The 20,036-nt window shown below is 71.6% G+C and carries 21 protein-coding genes and 1 pseudogene; 3 read left to right on the top strand and 19 right to left on the bottom strand.

Features of this window, described 5'->3' with window-relative positions; genetic code table 11:
- Positions 1 to 903, top strand: coding sequence for a geranyl diphosphate 2-C-methyltransferase (locus ABZ893_RS01115; RefSeq protein WP_361394747.1), 903 nt, complete (start codon positions 1 to 3; stop codon positions 901 to 903).
- A gap of 146 nt (positions 904 to 1,049) precedes the next feature.
- Here the strand turns inward: ABZ893_RS01115 and ABZ893_RS01110 are convergent, their stop codons facing one another.
- From ABZ893_RS01110 to ABZ893_RS01100, 3 genes are all read right to left on the bottom strand, one after another.
- Positions 1,050 to 1,292 carry an SDR family oxidoreductase gene (locus ABZ893_RS01110; RefSeq protein ID WP_361394743.1) on the bottom strand — a complete coding sequence of 81 codons (243 nt, stop codon included), beginning with the start codon at positions 1,290 to 1,292 and terminating at the stop codon, positions 1,050 to 1,052.
- On the bottom strand, positions 1,199 to 1,594 hold the full coding sequence (locus ABZ893_RS01105) for an SDR family NAD(P)-dependent oxidoreductase (RefSeq protein WP_361394740.1): 396 nt from the start codon (positions 1,592 to 1,594) through the stop codon (positions 1,199 to 1,201). Before ABZ893_RS01105 ends, ABZ893_RS01110 begins: the two co-directional genes overlap by 94 nt.
- 476 nt (positions 1,595 to 2,070) lie before the next feature.
- Entirely contained in the window at positions 2,071 to 2,505 is a 435-nt protein-coding gene (locus tag ABZ893_RS01100; protein ID WP_361396035.1) for a MarR family transcriptional regulator, read from the bottom strand.
- Between the two features lie 72 nt (positions 2,506 to 2,577).
- Between ABZ893_RS01100 and ABZ893_RS01095 the strand changes: the two genes are divergently transcribed.
- Entirely contained in the window at positions 2,578 to 3,432 is an 855-nt protein-coding gene (locus tag ABZ893_RS01095) for an SDR family NAD(P)-dependent oxidoreductase (RefSeq protein ID WP_361396032.1), read from the top strand.
- A gap of 140 nt (positions 3,433 to 3,572) precedes the next feature.
- Here ABZ893_RS01095 and ABZ893_RS01090 read toward each other — a convergent pair whose 3' ends face one another.
- From ABZ893_RS01090 to ABZ893_RS01030, 13 genes are all read right to left on the bottom strand, one after another.
- Positions 3,573 to 4,394 (bottom strand): inositol monophosphatase family protein, encoded by an 822-nt coding sequence (locus ABZ893_RS01090; protein ID WP_361394737.1) that lies wholly within the window; start codon positions 4,392 to 4,394, stop codon positions 3,573 to 3,575.
- Complete coding sequence (locus ABZ893_RS01085; RefSeq protein ID WP_361394734.1) at positions 4,391 to 5,614, bottom strand: alpha-D-ribose 1-methylphosphonate 5-triphosphate diphosphatase; 1,224 nt, start codon at positions 5,612 to 5,614, stop codon at positions 4,391 to 4,393. Before ABZ893_RS01085 ends, ABZ893_RS01090 begins: the two co-directional genes overlap by 4 nt.
- Positions 5,611 to 6,405 carry an ATP-binding cassette domain-containing protein gene (locus tag ABZ893_RS01080; protein ID WP_361394731.1) on the bottom strand — a complete coding sequence of 265 codons (795 nt, stop codon included), beginning with the start codon at positions 6,403 to 6,405 and terminating at the stop codon, positions 5,611 to 5,613. Before ABZ893_RS01080 ends, ABZ893_RS01085 begins: the two co-directional genes overlap by 4 nt.
- A 5-nt stretch (positions 6,406 to 6,410) precedes the next feature.
- Entirely contained in the window at positions 6,411 to 7,271 is an 861-nt protein-coding gene (locus ABZ893_RS01075; protein ID WP_361394728.1) for an ATP-binding cassette domain-containing protein, read from the bottom strand.
- Entirely contained in the window at positions 7,268 to 8,269 is a 1,002-nt protein-coding gene (locus ABZ893_RS01070) for an alpha-D-ribose 1-methylphosphonate 5-phosphate C-P-lyase PhnJ (protein ID WP_361394725.1), read from the bottom strand. Before ABZ893_RS01070 ends, ABZ893_RS01075 begins: the two co-directional genes overlap by 4 nt.
- The gene (locus tag ABZ893_RS01065) at positions 8,266 to 9,321 is read right to left on the bottom strand and encodes a carbon-phosphorus lyase complex subunit PhnI (protein ID WP_361394723.1); all 1,056 of its coding nucleotides are present in this window, start codon (positions 9,319 to 9,321) and stop codon (positions 8,266 to 8,268) included. Before ABZ893_RS01065 ends, ABZ893_RS01070 begins: the two co-directional genes overlap by 4 nt.
- A complete protein-coding gene (locus ABZ893_RS01060) occupies positions 9,318 to 10,442 on the bottom strand; it encodes a carbon-phosphorus lyase complex subunit PhnI (RefSeq protein WP_361394720.1) in 1,125 nt (374 codons plus the stop codon). The genes ABZ893_RS01065 and ABZ893_RS01060 overlap by 4 nt, the downstream gene beginning before the upstream one ends.
- Complete coding sequence (phnH, locus tag ABZ893_RS01055) at positions 10,442 to 11,098, bottom strand: phosphonate C-P lyase system protein PhnH (protein ID WP_361394717.1); 657 nt, start codon at positions 11,096 to 11,098, stop codon at positions 10,442 to 10,444. The genes ABZ893_RS01060 and phnH overlap by 1 nt, the downstream gene beginning before the upstream one ends.
- The gene (phnG, locus tag ABZ893_RS01050) at positions 11,095 to 11,535 is read right to left on the bottom strand and encodes a phosphonate C-P lyase system protein PhnG (RefSeq protein ID WP_361394714.1); all 441 of its coding nucleotides are present in this window, start codon (positions 11,533 to 11,535) and stop codon (positions 11,095 to 11,097) included. The genes phnH and phnG overlap by 4 nt, the downstream gene beginning before the upstream one ends.
- An 80-nt stretch (positions 11,536 to 11,615) precedes the next feature.
- Positions 11,616 to 12,341 (bottom strand): GntR family transcriptional regulator, encoded by a 726-nt coding sequence (locus ABZ893_RS01045; RefSeq protein WP_361394712.1) that lies wholly within the window; start codon positions 12,339 to 12,341, stop codon positions 11,616 to 11,618.
- Between the two features lie 174 nt (positions 12,342 to 12,515).
- A complete protein-coding gene (gene phnE / locus ABZ893_RS01040) occupies positions 12,516 to 14,267 on the bottom strand; it encodes a phosphonate ABC transporter, permease protein PhnE (protein ID WP_361394709.1) in 1,752 nt (583 codons plus the stop codon).
- Positions 14,268 to 15,149, bottom strand: a complete 882-nt coding sequence (phnC, locus tag ABZ893_RS01035) for a phosphonate ABC transporter ATP-binding protein (protein ID WP_361394707.1) — start codon at positions 15,147 to 15,149, stop codon at positions 14,268 to 14,270.
- On the bottom strand, positions 15,146 to 16,090 hold the full coding sequence (locus ABZ893_RS01030; protein WP_361394703.1) for a phosphate/phosphite/phosphonate ABC transporter substrate-binding protein: 945 nt from the start codon (positions 16,088 to 16,090) through the stop codon (positions 15,146 to 15,148). The genes phnC and ABZ893_RS01030 overlap by 4 nt, the downstream gene beginning before the upstream one ends.
- A 474-nt stretch (positions 16,091 to 16,564) precedes the next feature.
- On the opposite strand from ABZ893_RS01030, the gene ABZ893_RS01025 reads away from it, so the two are divergent.
- A complete protein-coding gene (locus ABZ893_RS01025) occupies positions 16,565 to 16,909 on the top strand; it encodes a hypothetical protein (protein WP_361394701.1) in 345 nt (114 codons plus the stop codon).
- Between the two features lie 128 nt (positions 16,910 to 17,037).
- On the opposite strand, the gene ABZ893_RS01020 is transcribed toward ABZ893_RS01025, so the two are convergent.
- The 3 genes and pseudogenes from ABZ893_RS01020 to ABZ893_RS01010 all read right to left on the bottom strand — a co-directional run.
- Positions 17,038 to 17,685: an NAD(P)-binding domain-containing protein gene (locus tag ABZ893_RS01020; protein ID WP_361394698.1), complete on the bottom strand. Its 648-nt coding sequence runs from the start codon at positions 17,683 to 17,685 to the stop codon at positions 17,038 to 17,040.
- Positions 17,686 to 18,665: 980 nt separating this feature from the next.
- A complete protein-coding gene (locus ABZ893_RS01015) occupies positions 18,666 to 19,427 on the bottom strand; it encodes a maleylpyruvate isomerase family mycothiol-dependent enzyme (protein WP_361394695.1) in 762 nt (253 codons plus the stop codon).
- A 402-nt stretch (positions 19,428 to 19,829) separates the two neighbouring features.
- Positions 19,830 to 19,994, bottom strand: a pseudogene (locus ABZ893_RS01010) (alpha/beta hydrolase); the annotation flags it as partial.
- Between the last annotated feature and the right edge of the window lie 42 nt (positions 19,995 to 20,036).

Here is a 20,036-nt window from a genome sequence, read left to right as displayed (position 1 = left end):
ATGGACTCATCTGTGACCAGCACCGCCAGCACCGAGATCACCGCCACCGCCGCCCCCCTCCTCATCCCCGGCCCGGCGACTCCCTACCAGGGCGACATCGCCCGCTACTGGGACGGGGAAGCCAGGCCCGTGAACCTGCGTCTCGGCGATGTCGACGGTCTGTACCACCACCACTACGGCATCGGCGACGTCGACCACGCCGCACTCGGCGACCCCGAGGACAGCGAGAGCGAGAAGAAGCTCATCGCCGAGCTGCACCGACTGGAGTCGGCGCAGACCGACGTCCTCCTGGAGAACCTCGGAGACATCAAGCGCGACGACACTCTGGTGGACGCCGGCTGCGGACGCGGCGGTTCGATGGTCATGGCGCACCAGCGCTTCGGCTGCAAGGTCGAGGGTGTCACCCTGTCGGCCAAGCAGGCCGACTTCGCCAACCGGCGAGCCAACGAACTCGGCATCCAGGACCACGTACGCGCCCGCGTGTGCAACATGCTCTCCACGCCCTTCGAGACCGGGCAGGCCGCGGCCTCGTGGAACAACGAGTCGAGCATGTACGTCGACCTGCAGGACCTCTTCGCGGAGCACTCCCGCATCCTTGAGGTCGGCGGCCGCTACGTGACCATCACCGGCTGCTGGAACCCGCGGTACGGCCAGCCGTCGAAGTGGGTCTCCCAGATCAACGCGCACTTCGAGTGCAACATCCACTCGCGCCGGGAGTACCTGCGCGCCATGGCCGACAACCGCCTGGTGCCGCAGGCCGTCATCGACCTCACCCCCGCCACCCTGCCCTACTGGGAGCTGCGGGCAACGTCCTCGCTGGTCACCGGCATCGAGGAGGCGTTCATCAACTCCTACAAGGACGGCTCGTTCCAGTACGTCCTGATCGCCGCCGACCGAGTCTGACCCGCGGCCGACGGGCCCGTCCCGCACGGAACGGGCCCCGGTGAGTAACCATCAAAACAGGCGCCTGAGCAGGCATTCAGCCCGCCAGGCGCCTTCCAGCGTGACCGTGCCGGCGAGGAGAGCGGCATGGCTTTGGGCTGCCCTGGCTAGGCACCGCAAGCCGGAAGAACAGCTCCGCTGACCGGAGCCGCCGCATCACTGGCCAGGAAGGCGATGAGTTCGGCGATGGCCTCGGGTGACACAGCGTGGGCGAGCGCCTCCGGCGGCAGGAGCGCCTTGTTCTTCGGTGTGCTGATCAGTTGCGGGGCGACCGCGTTGACGCGAATGCCTTGCGGGCGAAGCTCGAGGTCCAGGATCCGTACCAGGTGGGAGAGCGCCGCCTTCGACATGCTGTAGGCGGCCAGGCCGCTGGTCGGTTCGGCCGCTGGACGGCCAGCGCGTCGCCCATGACGAACGCGCCGATGGTGTTCACCAGCACCTCCGGAGCACCAACCTCCGCGACGATCCGGTCGACCGCGGCCTTCGGGACCACGGGATCGGTCGGATCGCCGGTCACGCGGCGGACGCCTTCGGGAAGTTCGGCAAGGCCCGCCTCGTCGCGGTCGAGGCCCACCACGGTGTATCCGGCGGCAGCGAGCTTCACGGCCACCGCATTGCCCAGCGCGCCGCCCGCTCCGGCGACGAGCGCCACACGATCACTCATTGGTCCGCTCCATTGTGGTGTGTTCGGTTGTTCAGTGCTGGGGGCGGGTCAGGGGTGGGCTGTTGACGTTCTACCTCGGCGAACCAGTCACCGAAGCGAACCCGGGGACTTCAGGAGATTCCGGGGACGTGAAGCAGGCTTCGAGCGTCGTCGTCGAGGACCAGGGAAGCCGCCCCCAGGTTCTCGATCAGGTGGGCGCGACTGCGGGTGCCGGGGATCAACAGGCCATCTCAGACAGTCCGCAGCGCTCTTCGTCTGCGTACATCACCGCGAGCCGCGACCGACGGCGCGGCCGATGCCCCCCCCGGCGGGACGAGCGGCGACGACTCCGGTTGATGCGCCGGGCCCGTCTGAAGGCTGCTCGGCTTGGCCGCTCGCGCGGCGGGCTGACCAGTAAGGTCCACCTCTCCGCCGGGCGGCGCTGCCGCCGAAGCAGAGCCATGCGGAGAGGTTGCGCGGCAAGCTCAGTGGTCGCGCTCGATCGCCTGAACGCAGCGGGCCAGCAGGGCGCGGAGCATGTCTTGTTCCTCGGCGGTGAACTCGTCCGCGAGGCGGCGTTCGATGCGGACCGCCTCCTTGTCGGCGCAGGTCAAGGCGCGTTGGCCGTCCTCGGTGAGCCGGGTCTCGAGGACCCTCTGGTGCCAGGGGTGTGCCGACCGCTCGATCAGGCCGCGCGCCTGCAGGGTCTTGAGCATCGCCGTCATGGCCTGCGGCGTGACCAGGCAGGCGCGGGCCAGCGCGGCGGCGGAGATGCCGGGGTGCTGAGCGAGGGCGAGAAGTGTGGCGTACTGCGCGACGGTCAGGTCGGCCACGCGCACGGCGCTGCTCTTGGCGGTCATCAACGACTGCTCGGCCCGTTTGATGTCCAGACCGAGCCGGACCTCCGGCGGCATCTCCATCCGTCCACCCTATCAACCCTTGAGAATAATCAAGGCTCGAACTTGTATAAAGGCTTTGATATACAGGGCGTCATGCATGAACACACGCCTGTCTCGGACGACTTGCACGGAAAGAGGGTCCTGCTGACCGGGGCCACCCAAGGAATGGGGCGCCACCTCGCCCACCTCCTGGCGGCCCGCGGTGCCACGCTGCTGCTCCACGGACGTGACCGGGAAAGGCTTGCCGCGGTCGCCGAAGACATACGGGCACAAACCCCGGACGCGGCGGTGCGAACCTACGGGGCCGACCTGGCCGACCTTGAGCAGGTGCGCACGCTGGCCGACGCCGTCCTCGCCGCCGAGCCACGGATCGACGTGCTGGTCAACAACGCCGCTGTGGGCGGCGGCAGCGACCCGACTGCGCGCGAGACAAGCCGCCAGGGCCACGAACTGCGGTTCGCCGTCAACCACCTGGCGCCCTACGTTCTCACCCGCCGGCTCTTCCCTCTCCTTGCCGCCTCAGCGCCCGCGCGAGTGGTCAACGTGGCATCGGCCGGGCAGGCGCCCATCGATTTCGACAACGTGATGCTGGAGGTCGACTACGAAGGGGTGCACGCCTACTGCCGCAGCAAACTGGCCCTGATCATGGCCACCTTCGACCTGGCAGCCGAGACCGCACAGCACAAGGTCACCATCAACGCGCTGCACCCGGCCCACCTGATGAACACCCCCATGGTGCGGCAAAGCGGCTTCACCCCCGCCGCGAGCCCGGACGACGGTGCCAAGGCGACGCTGCGACTCATCACGGACCCCGCGCTGGGTTCCGTCACCGGACGGTACTTCGACCAGTTCGACGAAAAGCCCGCACACGCCCAGGCATACGATGCGCAAGCCCGCGCCCGGCTGGCAGCACTCACCACGAACCTGACCGCACCCTTCCTTGCATGAGCGCCTCTGTGCTGACTGCCCCCCGACCCGAACCAGGAACACCGCCTGGTCCTGCAACTCGTCGACCCAGTCCTGCAACTCGTCGACAGCGCAAACAGCCACGAGTGCGCGGGCGGACGGAGGGCACTTACCGGGTCCGCTCACCTCCCTGGTGTCGTGTCCGCCGCCTCCGCCAGTACCGCCACGAGTTCCGCCCCCAGCTCCGGTGTCGCCGCCACCACGCCTGACCAGCGACGCGTCAGGTCCGTGTCGAAGGTGAGGGGACGCCCCTTGACGTCGAGCACCGTGCCGCCCGCCGCCGGGAGCATGACCGCGGCGGCGGCGAGGTCCACCAGGCGGTGCGTGTCCGAGCAGGCGTCGGCGAACGCGTCGACCGCGCCTTCCGCCACAAGTGCCGCTTCCAGGCAGGTGGTTGACAGGATGCGTACCCGATGGGCGCGTGAGGCGGCCGCCCACCAGGCCGCCGCCGGGCCCGGCTTCGCGGTGTGCGGGCGCAGCATCGAGATGGCGGAGCCGGTCAGTTCGCGGCGGCCCGACGTGCGGTACGGCGTCGGACGGTCGCGGTGCGCCCACCAGGAGCGGCCGGTGTCCAGCCACACCGTGAACGCCTCCGTGAACTCCCCGGCCACCGAGACCGCCCCGGCGAACGCGGTCAGCGGGACGCCCGCCGCGCCGTTCGCCGAGCCGTCCAGCGGATCGATCACGAGGGAGATCTCGGAGCCGTCGTCGATCCAACCGGACTCCTCCGAAAGGACGTTGACGTGATACGGGGCCAGGGCAGCCAGGACCGCGTCCTCCACCAGGCGGTCGATCCGCATGGTCGGGGTGCCGTCGGCCCCCTCCGCCACCGTCTCCGCCAGCTCCTCCCGACCGTGAGCGGCTCTGGCCCTGGTGTATGCCGCGAGGGCGGCGTCGGCCGCCGCGATCAGTGCCGGGTGAGCGTCCTCGTGCGTACTCGTCATCGGGACACCGCCCCGGCGAGCAGGCGGGCGAAGGACAGCGGGGCCTCCGCCGCGTCCCGGGTCTCCTCCGCGAGCAGTGACATGCGCAGCGTGTGCTGGCCGCCGTGGAGGGTGAGGACGATCAGGTCGGCGCGCAGTCCCGGCGCCAGCGAGCCCCGGTCTTCGAGCCCGGCCGTGCGGGCCGCGCCGGAGGTGATCAGGGACACCGCGCGGTGCAGGGGCACCACTCCCCGTTCCGCGAGGCCCAGGACCGCGGCGAGCAGCGTCGTCGGCATGTAGTCGCTGGAGAGGTTGTCCACCAGGCCGAGCCGGACCAGTTCCTCGGCGGAGACGTTCCCGCTGTGCGAGCCGCCGCGCAGCACGTTCGGGGCGCCCGCCACGACGGGCATACCGGCCGCCTTCGCCGCGCGTGCCGCGTCGACCGTGGTCGGGAACTCCGCGACCGCCGCTCCAGCGCCCCGCACCTCCGCGACCTGCTCGGCGCTCTCCACGTCGTGCGCGAGCAGCCGCACCCGCCCGCTCCGGGCCCAGGAGCCCAACTGGTCCAGCGTGCGGGCCCGTTGGGCGATCCCGGGCTCGCGGGCCGCGATCCGTTCGAGTACGTACCGCTCGGCGCCCGCCGCGTCGAGGTTCTCGGACTCCTGGATCATCACGCGGTACGAGTCCAGGTCGCGGTACTGGCCCTGCCCCGGGGTGTGGTCCTCGTAGCTCACCAGCGGCGGCACACCCCGGTCCGGCCGGTCGGTCAGGACGGCCTCCAGGATCTTCAGGGCCTCGGCGTCGCGTGCGTCGAGGCGGTGCAGCAGGCGGTGGTCGACGAGGGCCTGGCCGGAGGCGGCGCGCTCGCGCACCGCTTCGGCCAGCGCGATGGAACGGGCGAGGGTGCGGTCCTTGTACACGTTGGTCTGGTAGCTGACCGCGTGGTACATCGTGGTGACGCCCGCCGCGCGCACCCGGCCCTCGAAGCTGGACACCGCGAACTCCGGCGCGAACTCGACGGTGGGACGCGGGCGTTGCTCCTTCTCGAGGGCGTCGCTGTGGGTGTCGACGACGCCCGGCATCACCAGCGCGCCGCGCAGGTCCTGGGCCTCGGACGGCACCTTGCCGGGCACGGCGGGACCGGCCTCGACGACGATGCCGTCCTCGACGACCAGCAGCGCGTCGTCCACGGTGCGGTCGGGCAGTACGGCTCGGGCGTGGGCGAAGACATGACGGCTCATCGGGCCACCTCCAGCGGCAGGCTCGGGTCGTGCAGGATGTCGCCGGGCACTCCCGAGGCGAGTACGCGGCCGCCGCCGAGCACCACCACGCGGGTCGCGAGGCGTTCGATGGCGTCCAGGTCGTGGAAGACCGACAGGACGGCGGTGCCGGTGTGTTCGAGGTGCGCGATCAGCTCCAGGACGGCCTCCCGGTTCGCCGGGTCGAGGGCGGAGACGGGCTCGTCGAGCAGCAGCAGGCGGGGCGGGGCGATCGTGCCGGCCGCGATGTTGACGCGCTGCTTCTGGCCGCCGGACAGCACGGTGGCGTGCATGTCCCAGAGGTTCTCGGCGATGTCCACCTGGCGCAGGGCGTTCGCCGCGGCGTCGCGGGCGGTGTCCCGGTCCATGCCCCGGGCAGTGCCGGACGAAGCCACGATGTCGATGACGGACCGGCGCGGCTGCGGACGCAGGAACTGCGACACGTAGCCGATCTCGCGGCCGCGCAGCTCGGCGGCCTCCGCGTCGGGCAGCGCCGCCACGTCGACCAGCGCGCCCGCGCCGGTACGGAACCAGATGGCGCCGCCGCCCGCAAGATACGTGCGGTAGACGCAGCGCAGGAGCGTGGACTTGCCGGCGCCGGACGTGCCGGCGAGCGCCACGTGCTCGCCGGGCCGCACATCGAGGTCGACCCCGTGCAGGGCGCCCACGGTCCGGCCGTCGACGGTGTGCAGGGTGAACGACTTGCGCAGGCCGCGTACCGACAGGACGGCGTCGTCGGGGACCGCGTCCAGGGGCGTGAGAAGGGGGCTCAATGCGATCATCCTCGGGCCGCCGATACGAGCTGCTGGCTGTACGGGTGCTGGGGGTCCTCCAGCAACTGGTCTGTGAGACCGGCCTCGACGACCCGGCCGTGCTGCATCACCAGGACCCGCCGGGTGAGCATGTCGATGACGCCGAAGTCGTGCGAGACGACGACCGCCGCCACGCCCGTCTCCTCAAGCAGTCCGCGCAGCAGGTCGAGGACCCCGGCCGCGACTGACGCGTCCAGACCGGTGGTGGGCTCGTCGAGGAGCAGCACCGGCGGCTCGTTGGCGAGCGCCTTGGCGATCTGCACGCGCTGCCGCATACCGCCGGAGAAGGTGCGTACGAGGTCGTCCATGCGGCTCAGCGGCACCTCGACGCGTTCCAGCAGGGCGGCCGCCCGGTCCCGGATGTCCGCGTACCGGCGCCGGCCCACGGCCGTGAGCGGGTCGGCGATGTTGCCGCCGGCCGTCACGTCCAGGTTCAGCCCGGCCGCCGGGTCCTGGTAGACGGCCGCCATGTCGCGCAGCCGCAGCCGGCGCCGGTCCGACGGGTCGAGGGTGCCCAGGTCGACGGCGCCGGCGGCGACGCTCCTGAGCCGGATCGTGCCGGCCGTGGCCCGTTCGTCACCGGCCACGCACCGCATCACGGTCGACTTGCCGGAACCCGACTCGCCGATGATGCCGAGCGCCTCGCCCGGCGCCACGTCGAAGGAGACGTCCCAGGCGGCGACGACCGCGCCGGTCCGCGGGGAGACGGCGGTGCCGAACTCCGGCCCGGTGCCGGCCAGCGACGTGGGGCCGGGATCGCCGTAGACACGACCGAGGCCACTGACCTTCAGCGCCCACGGGGGCACAACGGATACGGGGGTGCTCATGCGTGCTGCTCCTCGTCGTACGGCGGCCGGGCCTCGGCCGGGTGCGGGCCGTCGGCCTCGGCTACGTCGCTCACGGTTACGGGGATCCAGTCCCGACCGGGAATCGGATCGGGGGCGTCGCCGGACCTGCGCCGGCGGCAGAAGTCGGTGTCCGAGCAGACCCACGTGCTGAACGTGCCGTCGTCGCCGGGCTCCTGGACGATGTACGTGTCGGCGCTGCCGCAGAGCCGGCAAGTGGCGCCGGGGGTGAACTCCACCTCGAACGGGCGGTCCTCGAACGTGAGCGGCTCCACCCGGGTGTGCGGGGGCACCGCGAACAGCCGCTTCTCGCGCCCCGCCGACAGCACGGTGACCGCGTCCGAGTTGTTGAGCTTGGGCACGTCCCAGCGCGGGATCGGGCTCGGCGTCATCACGTACCGGCCCTCGACGAGCACCGGGTAGCCGGCCGCCTCGGTGATCACGCCGTTGTGTACGACGTCCTCGTACAGGCGGACCCACATCTTGGAGTAGTCGGCCTCGGCGTGCATACGGCGCTGCTCGCCCATGTCCTTGACGATCCCGGCGAGGGGCTCGGCGCCCGGCACCTGGAGCACGAGCACCTGACCGTCCGCCAGGGGTTCCTCGGGGATGCGGTGGCGGGACTGAATGACGTCGGCGGCGCGGGTGTCCGTCTCCTCCTCGCAGCCCACGTGCTCGGTGACGAGGCGCCGCAGGTTGGACGCGTTGACGCCCGCGTCCTCGCCCTGGTCGATCACCTTGAGCTTCGAGCCCTCGCCGACCAGGGCGAGGGTGGCCTGGAGGCCGCCGGACCCCCAGCCGCGCGCCACCGGCATCTCCCTTGAACCGAACGGGACTTGATAGCCGGGGACGGCCAGCGCGGTGAGGATGGAGCGGCGGATCTCGCGCCGGGACAGTTCGTCGAAAATGCCGGGCCGGGGCGCGGGGCCGGCGAGGCGGGAGGTCAACCCCTCGGCCGGGCCTGCGGGTGCGGTGGTCATGCGGGTCCTTCGGGTCGGGGGCGATGCGCGGACCGGGCGGCCTCCGCGCGGTCGACGACCGAGCGGTGTTCGACGTGGTGCGGCAGGAGCAGGTGCTGGAGATAGCCGGTGGCGTCGAGCCCGTCGAGGGTGAGCAGCACCTCGTGCTCCAGGTCCGGCAGGTCCGCCGTGCCCTCGTGGTGGGTCAGGAGCAGGTCGAGTCCGGCCATGGAGATCGCCTTGCGCTCGTTGTGGCCGAGGCACACGCCGTAACCGACGTCGAGGTGGCTCGGCAGCTCACCGGCCTTCGGCAGGCTGTGGAACGTCTGCACCTCGCTCACCCGCACGCCGGCGACCCGGACGGGCCGGCCGGTGAAGGGGTGGGCGACGCGGACCGGGAGGGCGCCGTGCCGGAGTTCGCCGGGTACCTCGTGGCCCGCGGGGCGCCGGTCGGAGCCGTACCAGAGGTGCAGGAGCGAGCCGGTGTCGGCGCGGGCCATCGTCTGGAGCCGGGCCGAGCGGGGGAGGCCGGGCCGGACGGGGTGCCGGGTGATGTCGTACGGGTCGGGGTCGTCGTGGGGTTCTGCGGGGGCGACGACGCCCATGTCGCGGAAGACGGACAGGACGTGGGCGGGGGTCTGTACCACGGGTTCCGGTGTCTCCGGTGTGTGCGGCTCGGCTTGACCAGGGGCGTGTGCCTCCTGGTGGCGTTCACGGCCCTCGTCCTCCGGGAGCAGGTCCAGGAGGCGGCCCACGTAGTCCAGGGTGCGGCCGAGTACCTGGCCGCCGGGCGGGTTACGGAACGCCGAGCTGATGCGCCGGGCCACCCGCAGTTCGGCGGTGGGGACCGGGTCGGAGACGGCGAGCCGGGGCAGGGCGGTGCGGTGGGCACGCAGCAGGTGAGCCGCGTCGACGGGGTCGCCGCCGGCCTGGCGCAGGGCCCGCGCCGCGTACTCCGGCGCCCACAGACCGGCTTCGGCCATCACGCGGTCGACGGCGAGGGGGAGGCGTTCGAGGATCTGGTCGAGGCCGAGCCAATCCCGTTCCGGTGTAGGGGCGTCGGTCACGGTCATCGGGCCGCCTCCGTCTGCTCGGGCGAGGGCGAGGGCGAGGGCGACGGCACGGGCGAGTGCGCTGGCGCGGTGGCGTGCACGGCTCGGATGCGGTCGAGCGTCGAGCGGAAGTCCACGTAGTGCGGCAGCTTGAGGTGTTCCAGGAAGCCGGACGCCTCCGGGCCGTCCAGGGAGATCAGCACGTTCTGCTCCAGTCGGTCGGTCGCCGGGTCGCGGTGCACCATCAGGTCGAGCGCCGCCATCCCGAGCGCCTTGGCCTCGCCGTCGCCCAGGCACAGCCCGTAACCCGCGTCGAAGCGGCTCCCGTTGGTGCGCGGCCGGTCGTCCGGGCGGACCGTGCGGGCCTCGGTGACGGTGACGTGGGCGACGGTGACCGGGCGCCCCGTCACCGGGTGCGGCATCCGTACGGGCAGCCGTCCGCGCCGCACCTCAAGGGCCGCGTCGGAGGCGCTGTGCCGGGGAGAGCGGGTGGTCGTGTACCAGAGGTGGGTGAGCGAGCCGGTCTCGGCGCGGGCCAGCGCACTCAGCCGGGCCGAACGCGGGGTGCCGGGGCGGGCGGGGGCGCGGGTGATGTCGTACGGCTCGGGGTCGGTCGGGTCGCGCCGGGAGGCGAGCAGGCCGGAAGCCTCCAGGCCGGGGTCGAAGGGTTCTGGGCGCTGAGGAGTGGAGTCCGCTGCTCGCGTGGCGTGCGTACGAGCGCGGCGGCGCAGCGTCTCCTCGGGGGCCAGGTCCAGGACGCGCGGTGCGTGACGGTCGCCGTAGCCGTACAACTGGCCGTAGCGCGAGGTGTGTTGGACCGGTGTGACCCGTCGTACGGGAAGCAGTTCGGCGGCGGCTTCGGCGGGCCGGCTGTAGCCGAGGCGGGGGAGTGTCGACCGGTGCGCGCGCAGCAGCTGTGCCGCCTCCAGCAGGTCGCCCTGGGACTGGCGGACGGCGCGGGCGGCGAGTTCCGGCGCCCACAGGCCCGCCTCGCCCATCACCCGGTCCACCGCCAGCGGCAGCCACGCGGTGATCTGGTCCAGTTCGAGCCAGTCGCTCTCGCCGCCGTAGCGGGCGGCGCGCACCAGGCGTTCGGCGGCGGCGATGGCCTCCTGGCCGCCGCGTACTCCGGCGTACCCCATCAGCCGGCCTCCGCCGCGCGGACCCGGGCGGTCCGGGGCAGCCCGGCGATCCGGCCGTCGGGGGCGACCAGGAACACGTCGACGCCGCACGGGAAGGCGGAGTTGGCGCGGGCCAGCGCGTCCAGCACGGCGGGCTCCAATCCCCGTACGCGCAACCGGCGTTCGGTGCCGTCGGGCACGCCCGGGCCGGACAGCAGGAGGTCCACGTCGTGCGGGCCGTCGCCGTCGAGGGCGTCGACGGAGGCGAACAGGCGGGCGCCGTCCTCGGGCGCGATCGGCGTGCCCACGGCGAGGGTGGCGATGTCCCCGGCGGTGACCGGGCGCAGTGCAACTACCGTGCGGGCGAAGGGGAGTTCGGCGCGCGGGGCGGAGGTGGCGGAGTGCAGGGCGGCTCCCCATTCCGTGTCGCCGGGACCGGTCAGTACGTGCGTGCGGACCTCGACGTCGAGGAGCCCGCAGGCGGCCACCGCGGCGGCGGGTGTGCCCTCCGGCACCTCCAGGCTGCGGACCCGGCCGGGCCGGGCGAGCACGTCGAGCAGCACGCCGAAGTCGCGCTGCGAGGCACGGGACGTACGGCGCAGGGCGCGGATCCGGTCGGCGGGCGACAGATCCGTACCCGCGCGGGCGGGCGGGGCGAGGGTGGGTGTCTCGGTCATACGAGTTCCTCGAACGTGACGGTGGTGGCGGTGACGTCGGCCCATTCGGCGGCCTCCTCGGCGGCGAGCCGGGCCGCCACCTCGGCGCAGAGCGCGTCGATCTCGGCGGCGGCGGGCCCGCCGGCCTCGGCCAGCGAGTCAAGGAGGGCGCCGGCGAGGGCGGCCACGCGGTCGTCGCCGGGGCGCATACACCAGCCGGGGATCCCGTTCACCTCGACCGAGCACTCGGTGACGAGGACCTCGCCCAGGTAGAAACGGGTCTCCTCGACGGGTTCGCGGACCTGGAGGACGACCATTCCGGTCTCGGGCCCCTTGAGCACGGTGGGTTCGGGTCCGCCCGACCCGGCGATCAGCCGTTCGGCGAGCGGGACGACGTCGTCGTGTCCTGCGGCGGCGAGCAGCTCGCACCGCCGTTCACGGGTGGCAGGGGAGGGCACGGGGACTCCTTGTCCAGGGGGAGACGAGAGGCGCCGACAGCAGCCAAGTGGTCGGCGGAACAGGTGAGTTGAGGGAAAGATCAGGGTGTGGCGGGGCCGTCGAGTTCGACGATGATCCGGGTGCTGTCCGGCCGGGTCCAGGCGGAGCTGCACATCACCGTGCGGCCGGTGACCGCGTCCCGGCTCAGGCTCTCCACGAGCCACACCGGCCGGTTGTACTCCGTCTCCAGGCCCTCCGACACGCGCCGGTCGGGCAGCACGCTGCTCACCCGGCACCAGGCGCGGACCGGAGCCACCCCGCACATCTGCCGCAGGATGGTGTCCAGCGACTCGACGGCGTGCACGGCGGCGTCCAGCTCCGGGAGCATGTCCACCGGGATCCATTCCTGGGACCAGCCGTTGAGCAGCCCGTCGATGTACGACTGCCGGGTCAGCAGGTGGACCGCGCTGCCCTCCTCCCGCTCCAGGCGTTCGGCGATGACGCCGGTGACCGCGACGGTCCTGACGTCACGCACCACGGTGCGCAGCTCACCGCCCGCGTCGCGGATGGTCTGGTGCATCGAGGGGGCGCGGCTCTGGGACAGTACGTAGTCCAGGGGGCGGTTGACGAAGGTGCCCGCGCCCCGGACCCGGCGGACCAGATAGCGGCCGGCCAGTTCCTGCAGTGCGGACCGTGCGGCGGACCGGCTGACGCCGAAGCGCGCGGCGATCTCGTGCTCGCTCGCGACCCGGGTGCCGGCCGGCTGGTCGGCGATCTCCGCGGCGAGTACCTCGGCGATCTCGATGTAGCGGTTTCGACTGGGCACGTGGGAACTCTGACCGCGGAAGCTGTCCGGACAGGTTGGCGATATGGACGATTCCGGGGTCGGCAGGTGAACAGTGGGAGCAGTTGTTGCCGCGCTGCCTGTATGCCTCCGGGAACACCTGAGGCCGCCGTCCCGCAGGGGGCGGCGGCCTCATACACGTACACGTGGGATCCGTCAGGCGTAGACCTTGCGTACCCAGACCGCCAGGCCCTCGATGAGCAGGACTACGGCAAGCACCATCAGCACCGCCATGGTGACGACCGGGAATTGGAGTACGCGGGCCGCGTTGAGCAGGTCGTAGCCGATGCCGCCGGCGCCCACGATGCCCAGCAGCGTCGCCGAACGGACGTTGACGTCGAGCTGGTACAGCAGATGTCCGACCATCGCGGGCCAGGCCCGGGGCAGGATCGAGCCGAAGAACACCTGGTGCCTGCGGGCGCCCGTGGCGATCAGGGCGCGGGCCGGGCCGGGGTCGGTCTCCTCCAGGGAGTCGGCCACCAGCTTGCCGAGCAGACCGACCGATCCGATCCCGAGAGCGAGCGCGCCGGCGACCGCGCCCAGGCCGGTGACCACGACGAACACGATCGCGAGCACCAGTTCCGGTACCGCCCGCACCATCAGGACGAGGGTGCGGAAGAACCGGGATACGCGGGGCGAGCCGACGACGTTACGCGCGGCGAGGGCGCCCAGCGGCAGGGCCAGTACGAGTCCGATGAGCGTGCCGGCCAACGCGATCTGAACGGTGACCCATAGATCGTCCACGAGCTGCCCGGCGATTCCGCCGGTGCTGGGAGGCAGGAAGTCGCCGAGGGTCGGGAACAGTGACTCGGCACCGCGTTCGAGCGTCGCCCACGACAGGTCCGAACGCACCGCTGAGGCGGCGAGCAGGGCGAGGGTGAGCAGCAGCCAGGCGGTGCGGCGGATGCGGCGGGGGTCCCAGCGGGGGAGGGTGCGGCGGGGGGCGGTTGGTGCGGAGATGGGGGGCGCGGCCAGGGCCGGGGGTGCAGCCACCTTCTGCGAGCCCTGACGGCGTCGCCCGAGTCCAGGCCGCCGACCCGCCGTCGTCACGTCCTGAAGCAGCGTGCGACGAATCGCACCAGACACGGTCTCGGCCACGAAACACAGCACCAGCAGCACCAGCGCGAGCGCCATCGCCCGGCGGTAGTCCAGCGTGCCGATGGCCGTGGCCAGTGCGTAGCCGAGGCCGCCGACGCCGACGAAGCCGAGGACGGCGGAGGCCCGGAGGTTGATGTCGAGGCGGTGCAGCGCGGTCGCCACCAGGGACGGGAGCGCCTGCGGCAGCACGGCACCGGTGATCTGCTGGAGCCTCCCGGCGCCGGTCGCGCGCAGTGCCGTACGCGGGCCCTCGTCGGTCTGCTCGAAGGCGTCGGCGTACAGCTTGCCGACCATGCCGACGGAGTGGACGCCGAGCGCGACGACACCCGTCATGCCGCCGAGGCCGAAGACCCTGAACGCGGCGATGGCGAACACGACTTCGGGCACCGCCCGGCACAGCACGATGACCGTGCGCGAGACGCCGCGGGCGGCGGTGCCGGGGGTGGTGTTGCGTGCAGCCAGCAGGGCGAGCGGGATGCTGAGGACGACGGAGAGCAGGGTCGCGCAGAGAACGATGGCCAGGGTCTGCCAGGTCAGCGAGAGCAGTTCGCCGACGGGCGGGAAGTCGAGCGGCAGCATCCGGGAAGCGAAGTTCGCCGCGTTGCCGGCGCTGTCGACGAGAGTGGCGACGTTCAGGTGGAGCGAGACGAAGGCCCATACGCCGGCGGCTACGCAGACCAGGAGCGCCGCCGCCGCGCTGAGCCCGCGCGGCGTCGGGCGGGCGAGGGTGCGGTGAGGTGCACGGGGGAGGCCGGTGCCGGGCCTCGGAGCGGGGGCGGCCGCTTGGCGGGGCTGCTGGATGACGGCCACTCAGGCCCCCTTGCCAGGGGGCGCCGAGGCGACGGCCGCCGACCCGGTGACCTCGCTTGCGGCCCCCACCTCTTCGTAGAGCCGCATGACCGTCGACCGGTCGATGCCTTGCGTGGCGATGTCCATGACGACCCGGCCGGAGCGGAGGCCGATGATCCGGTGGGCCCAGGACAGGGCGAGGTCGACCTGGTGGAGGCTGCACAGCACGGTGAGTTCGCGCTCCTCGGCGACCCTGGCCAGCAGCCGCATGACCTGCGCGGAGGACTCGGGGTCGAGGGAGGCGACGGGCTCGTCGGCGAGGAGCAGCGCCGGTTCCTGCATGAGGGCGCGGGCGACGGCGACCCGCTGCTGCTGACCGCCGGAGAGGGTGTCGGCCCGCTGGAAGGCGTGCGCGGCGAGCCCGACCTGCTCCAGACCGTCAAGTGCCAGCTCGCGTACGGCCTTCGGGTACGTCGGCAGCCCGAGCCGGGGGCCGCGCAGGGAGCCGAGGGCGCCGGTGCAGACGTTCTCCAGGACGGTGAGCCGGCCGACGAGATGGAACTGCTGGAAGACGAAGCCGATCCGGCGGCGCAGCGCGCGGAGGTCGGCGCGGCCGGCGCCGGCGAGGCGGGTGCCGAGTACGGTTCCGCCGCCGGAGGTGGGTGCTTGGAGGCCGTCGAGATGGGCGAGGAGGGTCGACTTGCCGGAGCCGGAGAGCCCGAGGAGGGCCACCACTTCGCCGGGCCGTACGTCGAAGGAGACATCGTCCAGGGCGAGCAGGGAGTCACCGCCGCTGCCGAACCGCTTGGTGAGGCCGTTCAGCCGGATCACCGGCTCCCCGTCACCGGCCGGCTGGGCGGCGGTGAGCGGGGAGCCGGCGGCGGCGGAGACCGGGGCTGTCACGACCCGCCCTTGCACTGCGCGTCCTTCGTGGCGTCGCAGACCGCGCGGACGGTGTCGTAGTCGGAGTCGTTCACCTTGACGTAGCCCCAGCTGCCCTCGACCATGCAACCGTCGCCGGTGCAGTAGCCCTTGGACTTCATGTAGTCGGCGTTGGCCTTGTTCACGAAGGTGTCGACGATCTTCTTGCGCAGGCCGGGCACCAGGTCGGTGGAGACGGCGGCGGGGGAGCCGGGGATCTCGTCGGACTTCCAGACGACCTTGATCTGGCCCTTCTTGATCTTGCCCTGCTTGATCAGGGCATTGTCGACCATGTCGTCGTAGGCGAAACCGGCGTCGCAGTCACCGGAGGCGACGGAGAGGACGGAGGCGTCGTGGCCGCCGGCCATGACCTTGGTGTAGTCGGCGGGCTTCAGCCCGGCCTTCATGAGACCGGCCTGCGGATAGAGGTAACCGGAGGTCGACGTCGGGTCGACGAAGCAGACCTTGTGCTTCTTGAAGTCGGCGAGGCTCTTGATGGCTTTGTTGTCGCTGCGCGTGATGCCGTACGACTTGTAACCCGGCTTCGCGCCCTTCGCGGACACCGCGGCGCCGGCCAGCTCCACGCCGACGCCGCTGTCCTTGGCGACGATGTAGGAGAGCGGACCGTAGATGGCGATGTCGGCCTTGTGCGCGCGCTGAGCCTCGATGACGGCCGCGTAGCTGGTGGCCTTCTGCATCTGGACCTTCTTGCCGGTCTCGGCCTCGAGCAGCTTGATCACCGGGGCGTAGTCCTGCGCCAGCGACTTCGAGTCCTCGGACGGGATCGCCGCGACGACGAGGGTGCCGGGGTCCCGCCCGTCCCCCTTGGAACCGGCGTCGGCGGCACTCGTCCCGCAGGACGTGAGAGCGAACGGCAACAGCGCTGCCGCGGCAACGAGGGGGATACGGAGGTGACGGTGCATGGCGTCGTCCTTCGAGCGTTCCGGGGAGGGGGGTGGAGCGGTGACCACGCACACCATCGGGACGGCAGATGTGCATCCCGGCCGTGGCCGGTTATGCCTGCCTGAACGCTGAGGAAGGTAATGGGTAGGTTGTCCGGACAACTGAACCGGGCGCGTCACGTACGGGCGGCGATCCGGAGATCAACTGGAGCGCGTGACGTCCGTGAGCGCGTGACGTCTTGGGCAGCGTCGAACAGCGCTGGCTCGTCCCCCTGCGGCTGCCGGGCGATCTGAGGCTCCCGAACGCCGGCTGACCGGGGCCTCGGTCCTGCCACCGCTTTGGCCCAGTTCCAGTCGCTGTGCGGGAGATGAGCGTCGAGCGTTGTGAGGGAGGCCTCGGGGGGGGGGCAGACCGACTTTGGCCAAGCGATGGCAATTTCAAGCGATGGCAAGTTGAAGCGATAGCAAGCTCAAGTGATGGCAAGGGAGTGCTGAGTGGAAGGACTTCCGTTCGATCATTGGGCGCTCTCCTGGGCGGTCAGCGCAAGGAAGGTCTCCCACGGCGCGGTCGTCGCCGGGCTTCTGGTCGATCTCGCGGCTGATCCGCGCAGCGTGCACGGTTCCCCGACGGTGGTCTTCCCGTTGAGTCCCGCCGCCCGGGCCCTCGGAGTCTCGCCCGTAGTCGTCCGTACTGCTCTGAACCGGCTCGCGGAAGCCAGGCTGCTACGTTTCCGCACTGAGGACGCACCGGACGGATTGCTGATGGCGGTCACCCTTCTGCCCCCGGCCCCAGGCGACGCACCGCCAACGGACAGCGCGCTGTTGTCCAACGCCGGCTGACCGTCGGCCACCCTTGACCGGCCGTTCCGGCTCATGGGCCGGCCTGCCGTTGGGAGACCGCTCCTGTGTGGCGCCTGGTCGCCTACTGCAATGCCGCGCACCCGGGGGCGCATCCGGCTCCTTGCCTGCTAGGAGCGTGCGAGTTCCGCCTGCGCCTCACCCTTGCTGAGAAGGCGGCCTGCCAGTCCGCCGAACTGGTGGAGGTCGCCGAAGACTTCGATACGGGCTGTGGCGGCGACGCCGCCGGCCCGCACCGGCGCCCAGCCGCCCTTGGTGATCAGGTCCGAGACGGTCTCGCCGGCTGCCTCGTCGTCCGTCGCGTAGTAGAGCGCGATCCTGTCTCCGTGCTCAGTCCGCGTCGCGTCGAGTGCCTCGGCACCTACCGTGCCGAACGCCTTCGCATAGTGCGCCCCCGCCGGCATGAGCTGTGCCAGCTGCTGGCCGGCGGAGACGCCCTCCGGGTTCAGGTTCCTGAAGCCGTCACCGTCAGGGGCGATGTTGTTCGAGGGGTCCACGACGACCTTGCCCTTGAGCGCCTCGGCGTTGTCGGCCAGGAGCTGCTTGATGACCTCGAACCAGGTCGCGAGGACCACCGTGTCGGCGTCCGCGATGGCATCTTTGGCCTCGGCGGCCTTGACGCCGCTGCCGATCTTCCCGGCCGCCTCCTGCGCGCTGGCGAGGCTGCCGGCGGCGACCGTCACGTCGACACCGCCTTGCGCGAGCCGGCGCGCCACCCGAGAGCCGATGTTCCCCGTACCGATGACGGCGACAGACATGATGATCTCCTGATTCGTGCTCGGCGATCGCCGAGTTGGTGACCGGTCTCTGCGGATCCTCTGGCCCAGACTGAGAGCCCGAGACTCGAGTCACGCAGCGCCGCGCCCGGTAGGCCCGCCCGACTCACGCTTTCAGTGGCAGTAAGGGTGACCTGGCGCAACCACTCCAAGGGTGAGGAAGCCTGGACGGGAAACCGGCGGGCTGCTGACGTACACCACAGCACAGCGGGACGGGACCACGACGCACGCCCACAGCACAGGAGGATTCATGACTTCCGCAGCGGCTGGGGGGGAACAGCGCCGGCGGACTGCCCCTGCTCGGGCAGGCCCTCGTCGTCATCGGCGGGAGTTCCGGAATCGGTCTGGCGACCGCACGGTTCGCCCGCAATCAGGGCGCCTTGGTGATCCTCACCGGACGGGACCCGGAACGGTTGCGCACCGCGGCCTCGACGCCCGCCGCGAGGAGCTGCGCGCCACGCTGCCGATCGGCCGTGTGGTCGTACCCGACGGCGTGGCGGCGCTCGCCGTGCACCTCATGGCCAACACCGCGCTCACGGGCGCGACTTATGACGTCGACGGAGGCCGACAACTCGTCGGCTGAAGAACGTGGTCAGCGCCGCGAGCATTTCCTGGGGTGCTTCCTCGGCCACTCCGTGGCCACTTCCCGGAATGGCCACGCTCCGCACGTCACATGCGACGCGCCTCATCGTGTCGGCGGCATTGTCGGCGAGGCTTCCCTCGCCGCCGATCGCCAGGACGGGCAGGGTCAGCGGGCGTTCCATGCGTCGCTCGTCCTGCGCGATCGTGGCGTCGAGCGCGCGGTACCAGCCGAAGCTGCCCGCCGTCGCGTCGCGCCGGGACGCGAGGACGCGGACGTGGTGGTCGACGACGCGGTCGGGGAGTTTCCGTACGGCTCTGGTCTCGAACTGCCGGCACCGACGCGGACGTCATCGAGGCCGTTCGCCGGCGGTATTGACCGGCTACTCCTCGGGCTCCCAGGCGATCAGCTGCTCGAACACCTGCTGGTCGCCCTCGGTCTTCAGGTCGCTCAGTGTCAGGCGGCCCCAGACGAAGAGGAGCAGCTGCTCGGCCGTTCCTGTGGCCGAAGCGGAGGCGGGCGCGGCGTCGTCCGTGAGGGGTGCGGGCCAGGCGCCGGTGCCGTCCAGCGCGAGGAGCCAGGATCGGCCCTCGGTGGCGTGGTAGTGGATGGTGGCGGCCTTGTGCGGCCAGGCCGCCGGGGTGGAGTTGCAGGTGTCGAGAAACTCGGCCACGCCGTCGATCGCGACGTCCGCCGGCATCGGCTGCACGGCGCCTGCGGCGAGCTGGGCGTCGTAGGTGTGCACCAGCACCTCGTGCACCCGGCGCCGGGCAACGCCCCGGGCATTCGCCGGCGACACGCCGGCGCCCCACCACGTCCAGCACTCGCGGTCCGGGCCGGCCTCGCGCAGCGTGCTCAGCAGCAGCTCGTTCGACTCGGCGTACCAGTCCAGCAGCGCCTCGAGCTCGCGCGGTGCCTCCGCGGCAGCCTTGGCCGGCGGAGCCTCGGCCGGGCCCGCGGCGACGATCGCGGCCCACCAGCGCTGGCCCGTACCCAGGTGCCGCACCAGATCGAACACCGTCCACTCGGGGCAGGACGGCACCGGCGCATCAAGGCCGGGCGCGGCGGCAACCGCACTCCGGAACGCGGCCGACCGCTCGTCGATCAGTTGCAGCAGGGCGGAATACTCAAGACTCTCTGTCACATCGCTTACGTATCACCCCAGTTCAGTCGACCGCACCCTATTTTCCAGGCCGTCAGCTGCGGGGGTTGGAGCGCCTAACCCCGTCGGGGCGTCGCAAAACCGGGCCGCTGCCGTGCTCTGACGCCGTGCGCGGTGAGAGCTGGAGAATCGAACGTAGTCGCCGGTCTGGAGGGCTTCGGTAGCGGACCATCTGCCGCTCAATCACCTGACGCCTGCGCCGAGGAGTCTGACGGGGTGGCAGACGGCCGTCCAGGGCTTCAGACCTGGGCCGGGAGAACCAAGTTGCTGATGCCACCCGGGAGTTGGCGCGTAGAGATGGACGCTTCCCGGGCGACGGCGCTGTCGGCAGAGTGGACCCGGTGGGACGGATTCCTCGGCCGGCTTCTCGTCAGCCGGTCGCCGTCAACCTGCCGCTCGTCTGATCAGTGCGGCGACCTCCTGCGGCTTGGGCACGTACACGGCATGGCTGCCGCTCGTCTCCACCACGGTCGCGCCCGCGCGCTCCGCCGTGATCCGCTGGGCCGGGGGCGGGATCATGTGGTCGTCGGTGGCGACCAGGTAGTGGCTCGCGACGAACCCGCCGTGTACGAGGACGACGTTGCGTGCTTT

It is taken from the genome of Streptomyces sp. NPDC046821, from assembly GCF_040645335.1.
Lineage (GTDB): Bacteria > Actinomycetota > Actinomycetes > Streptomycetales > Streptomycetaceae > Streptomyces.
Note: the sequence above shows the minus strand (reverse complement) of the source record. Positions and strands in the feature narration are given on the sequence as shown.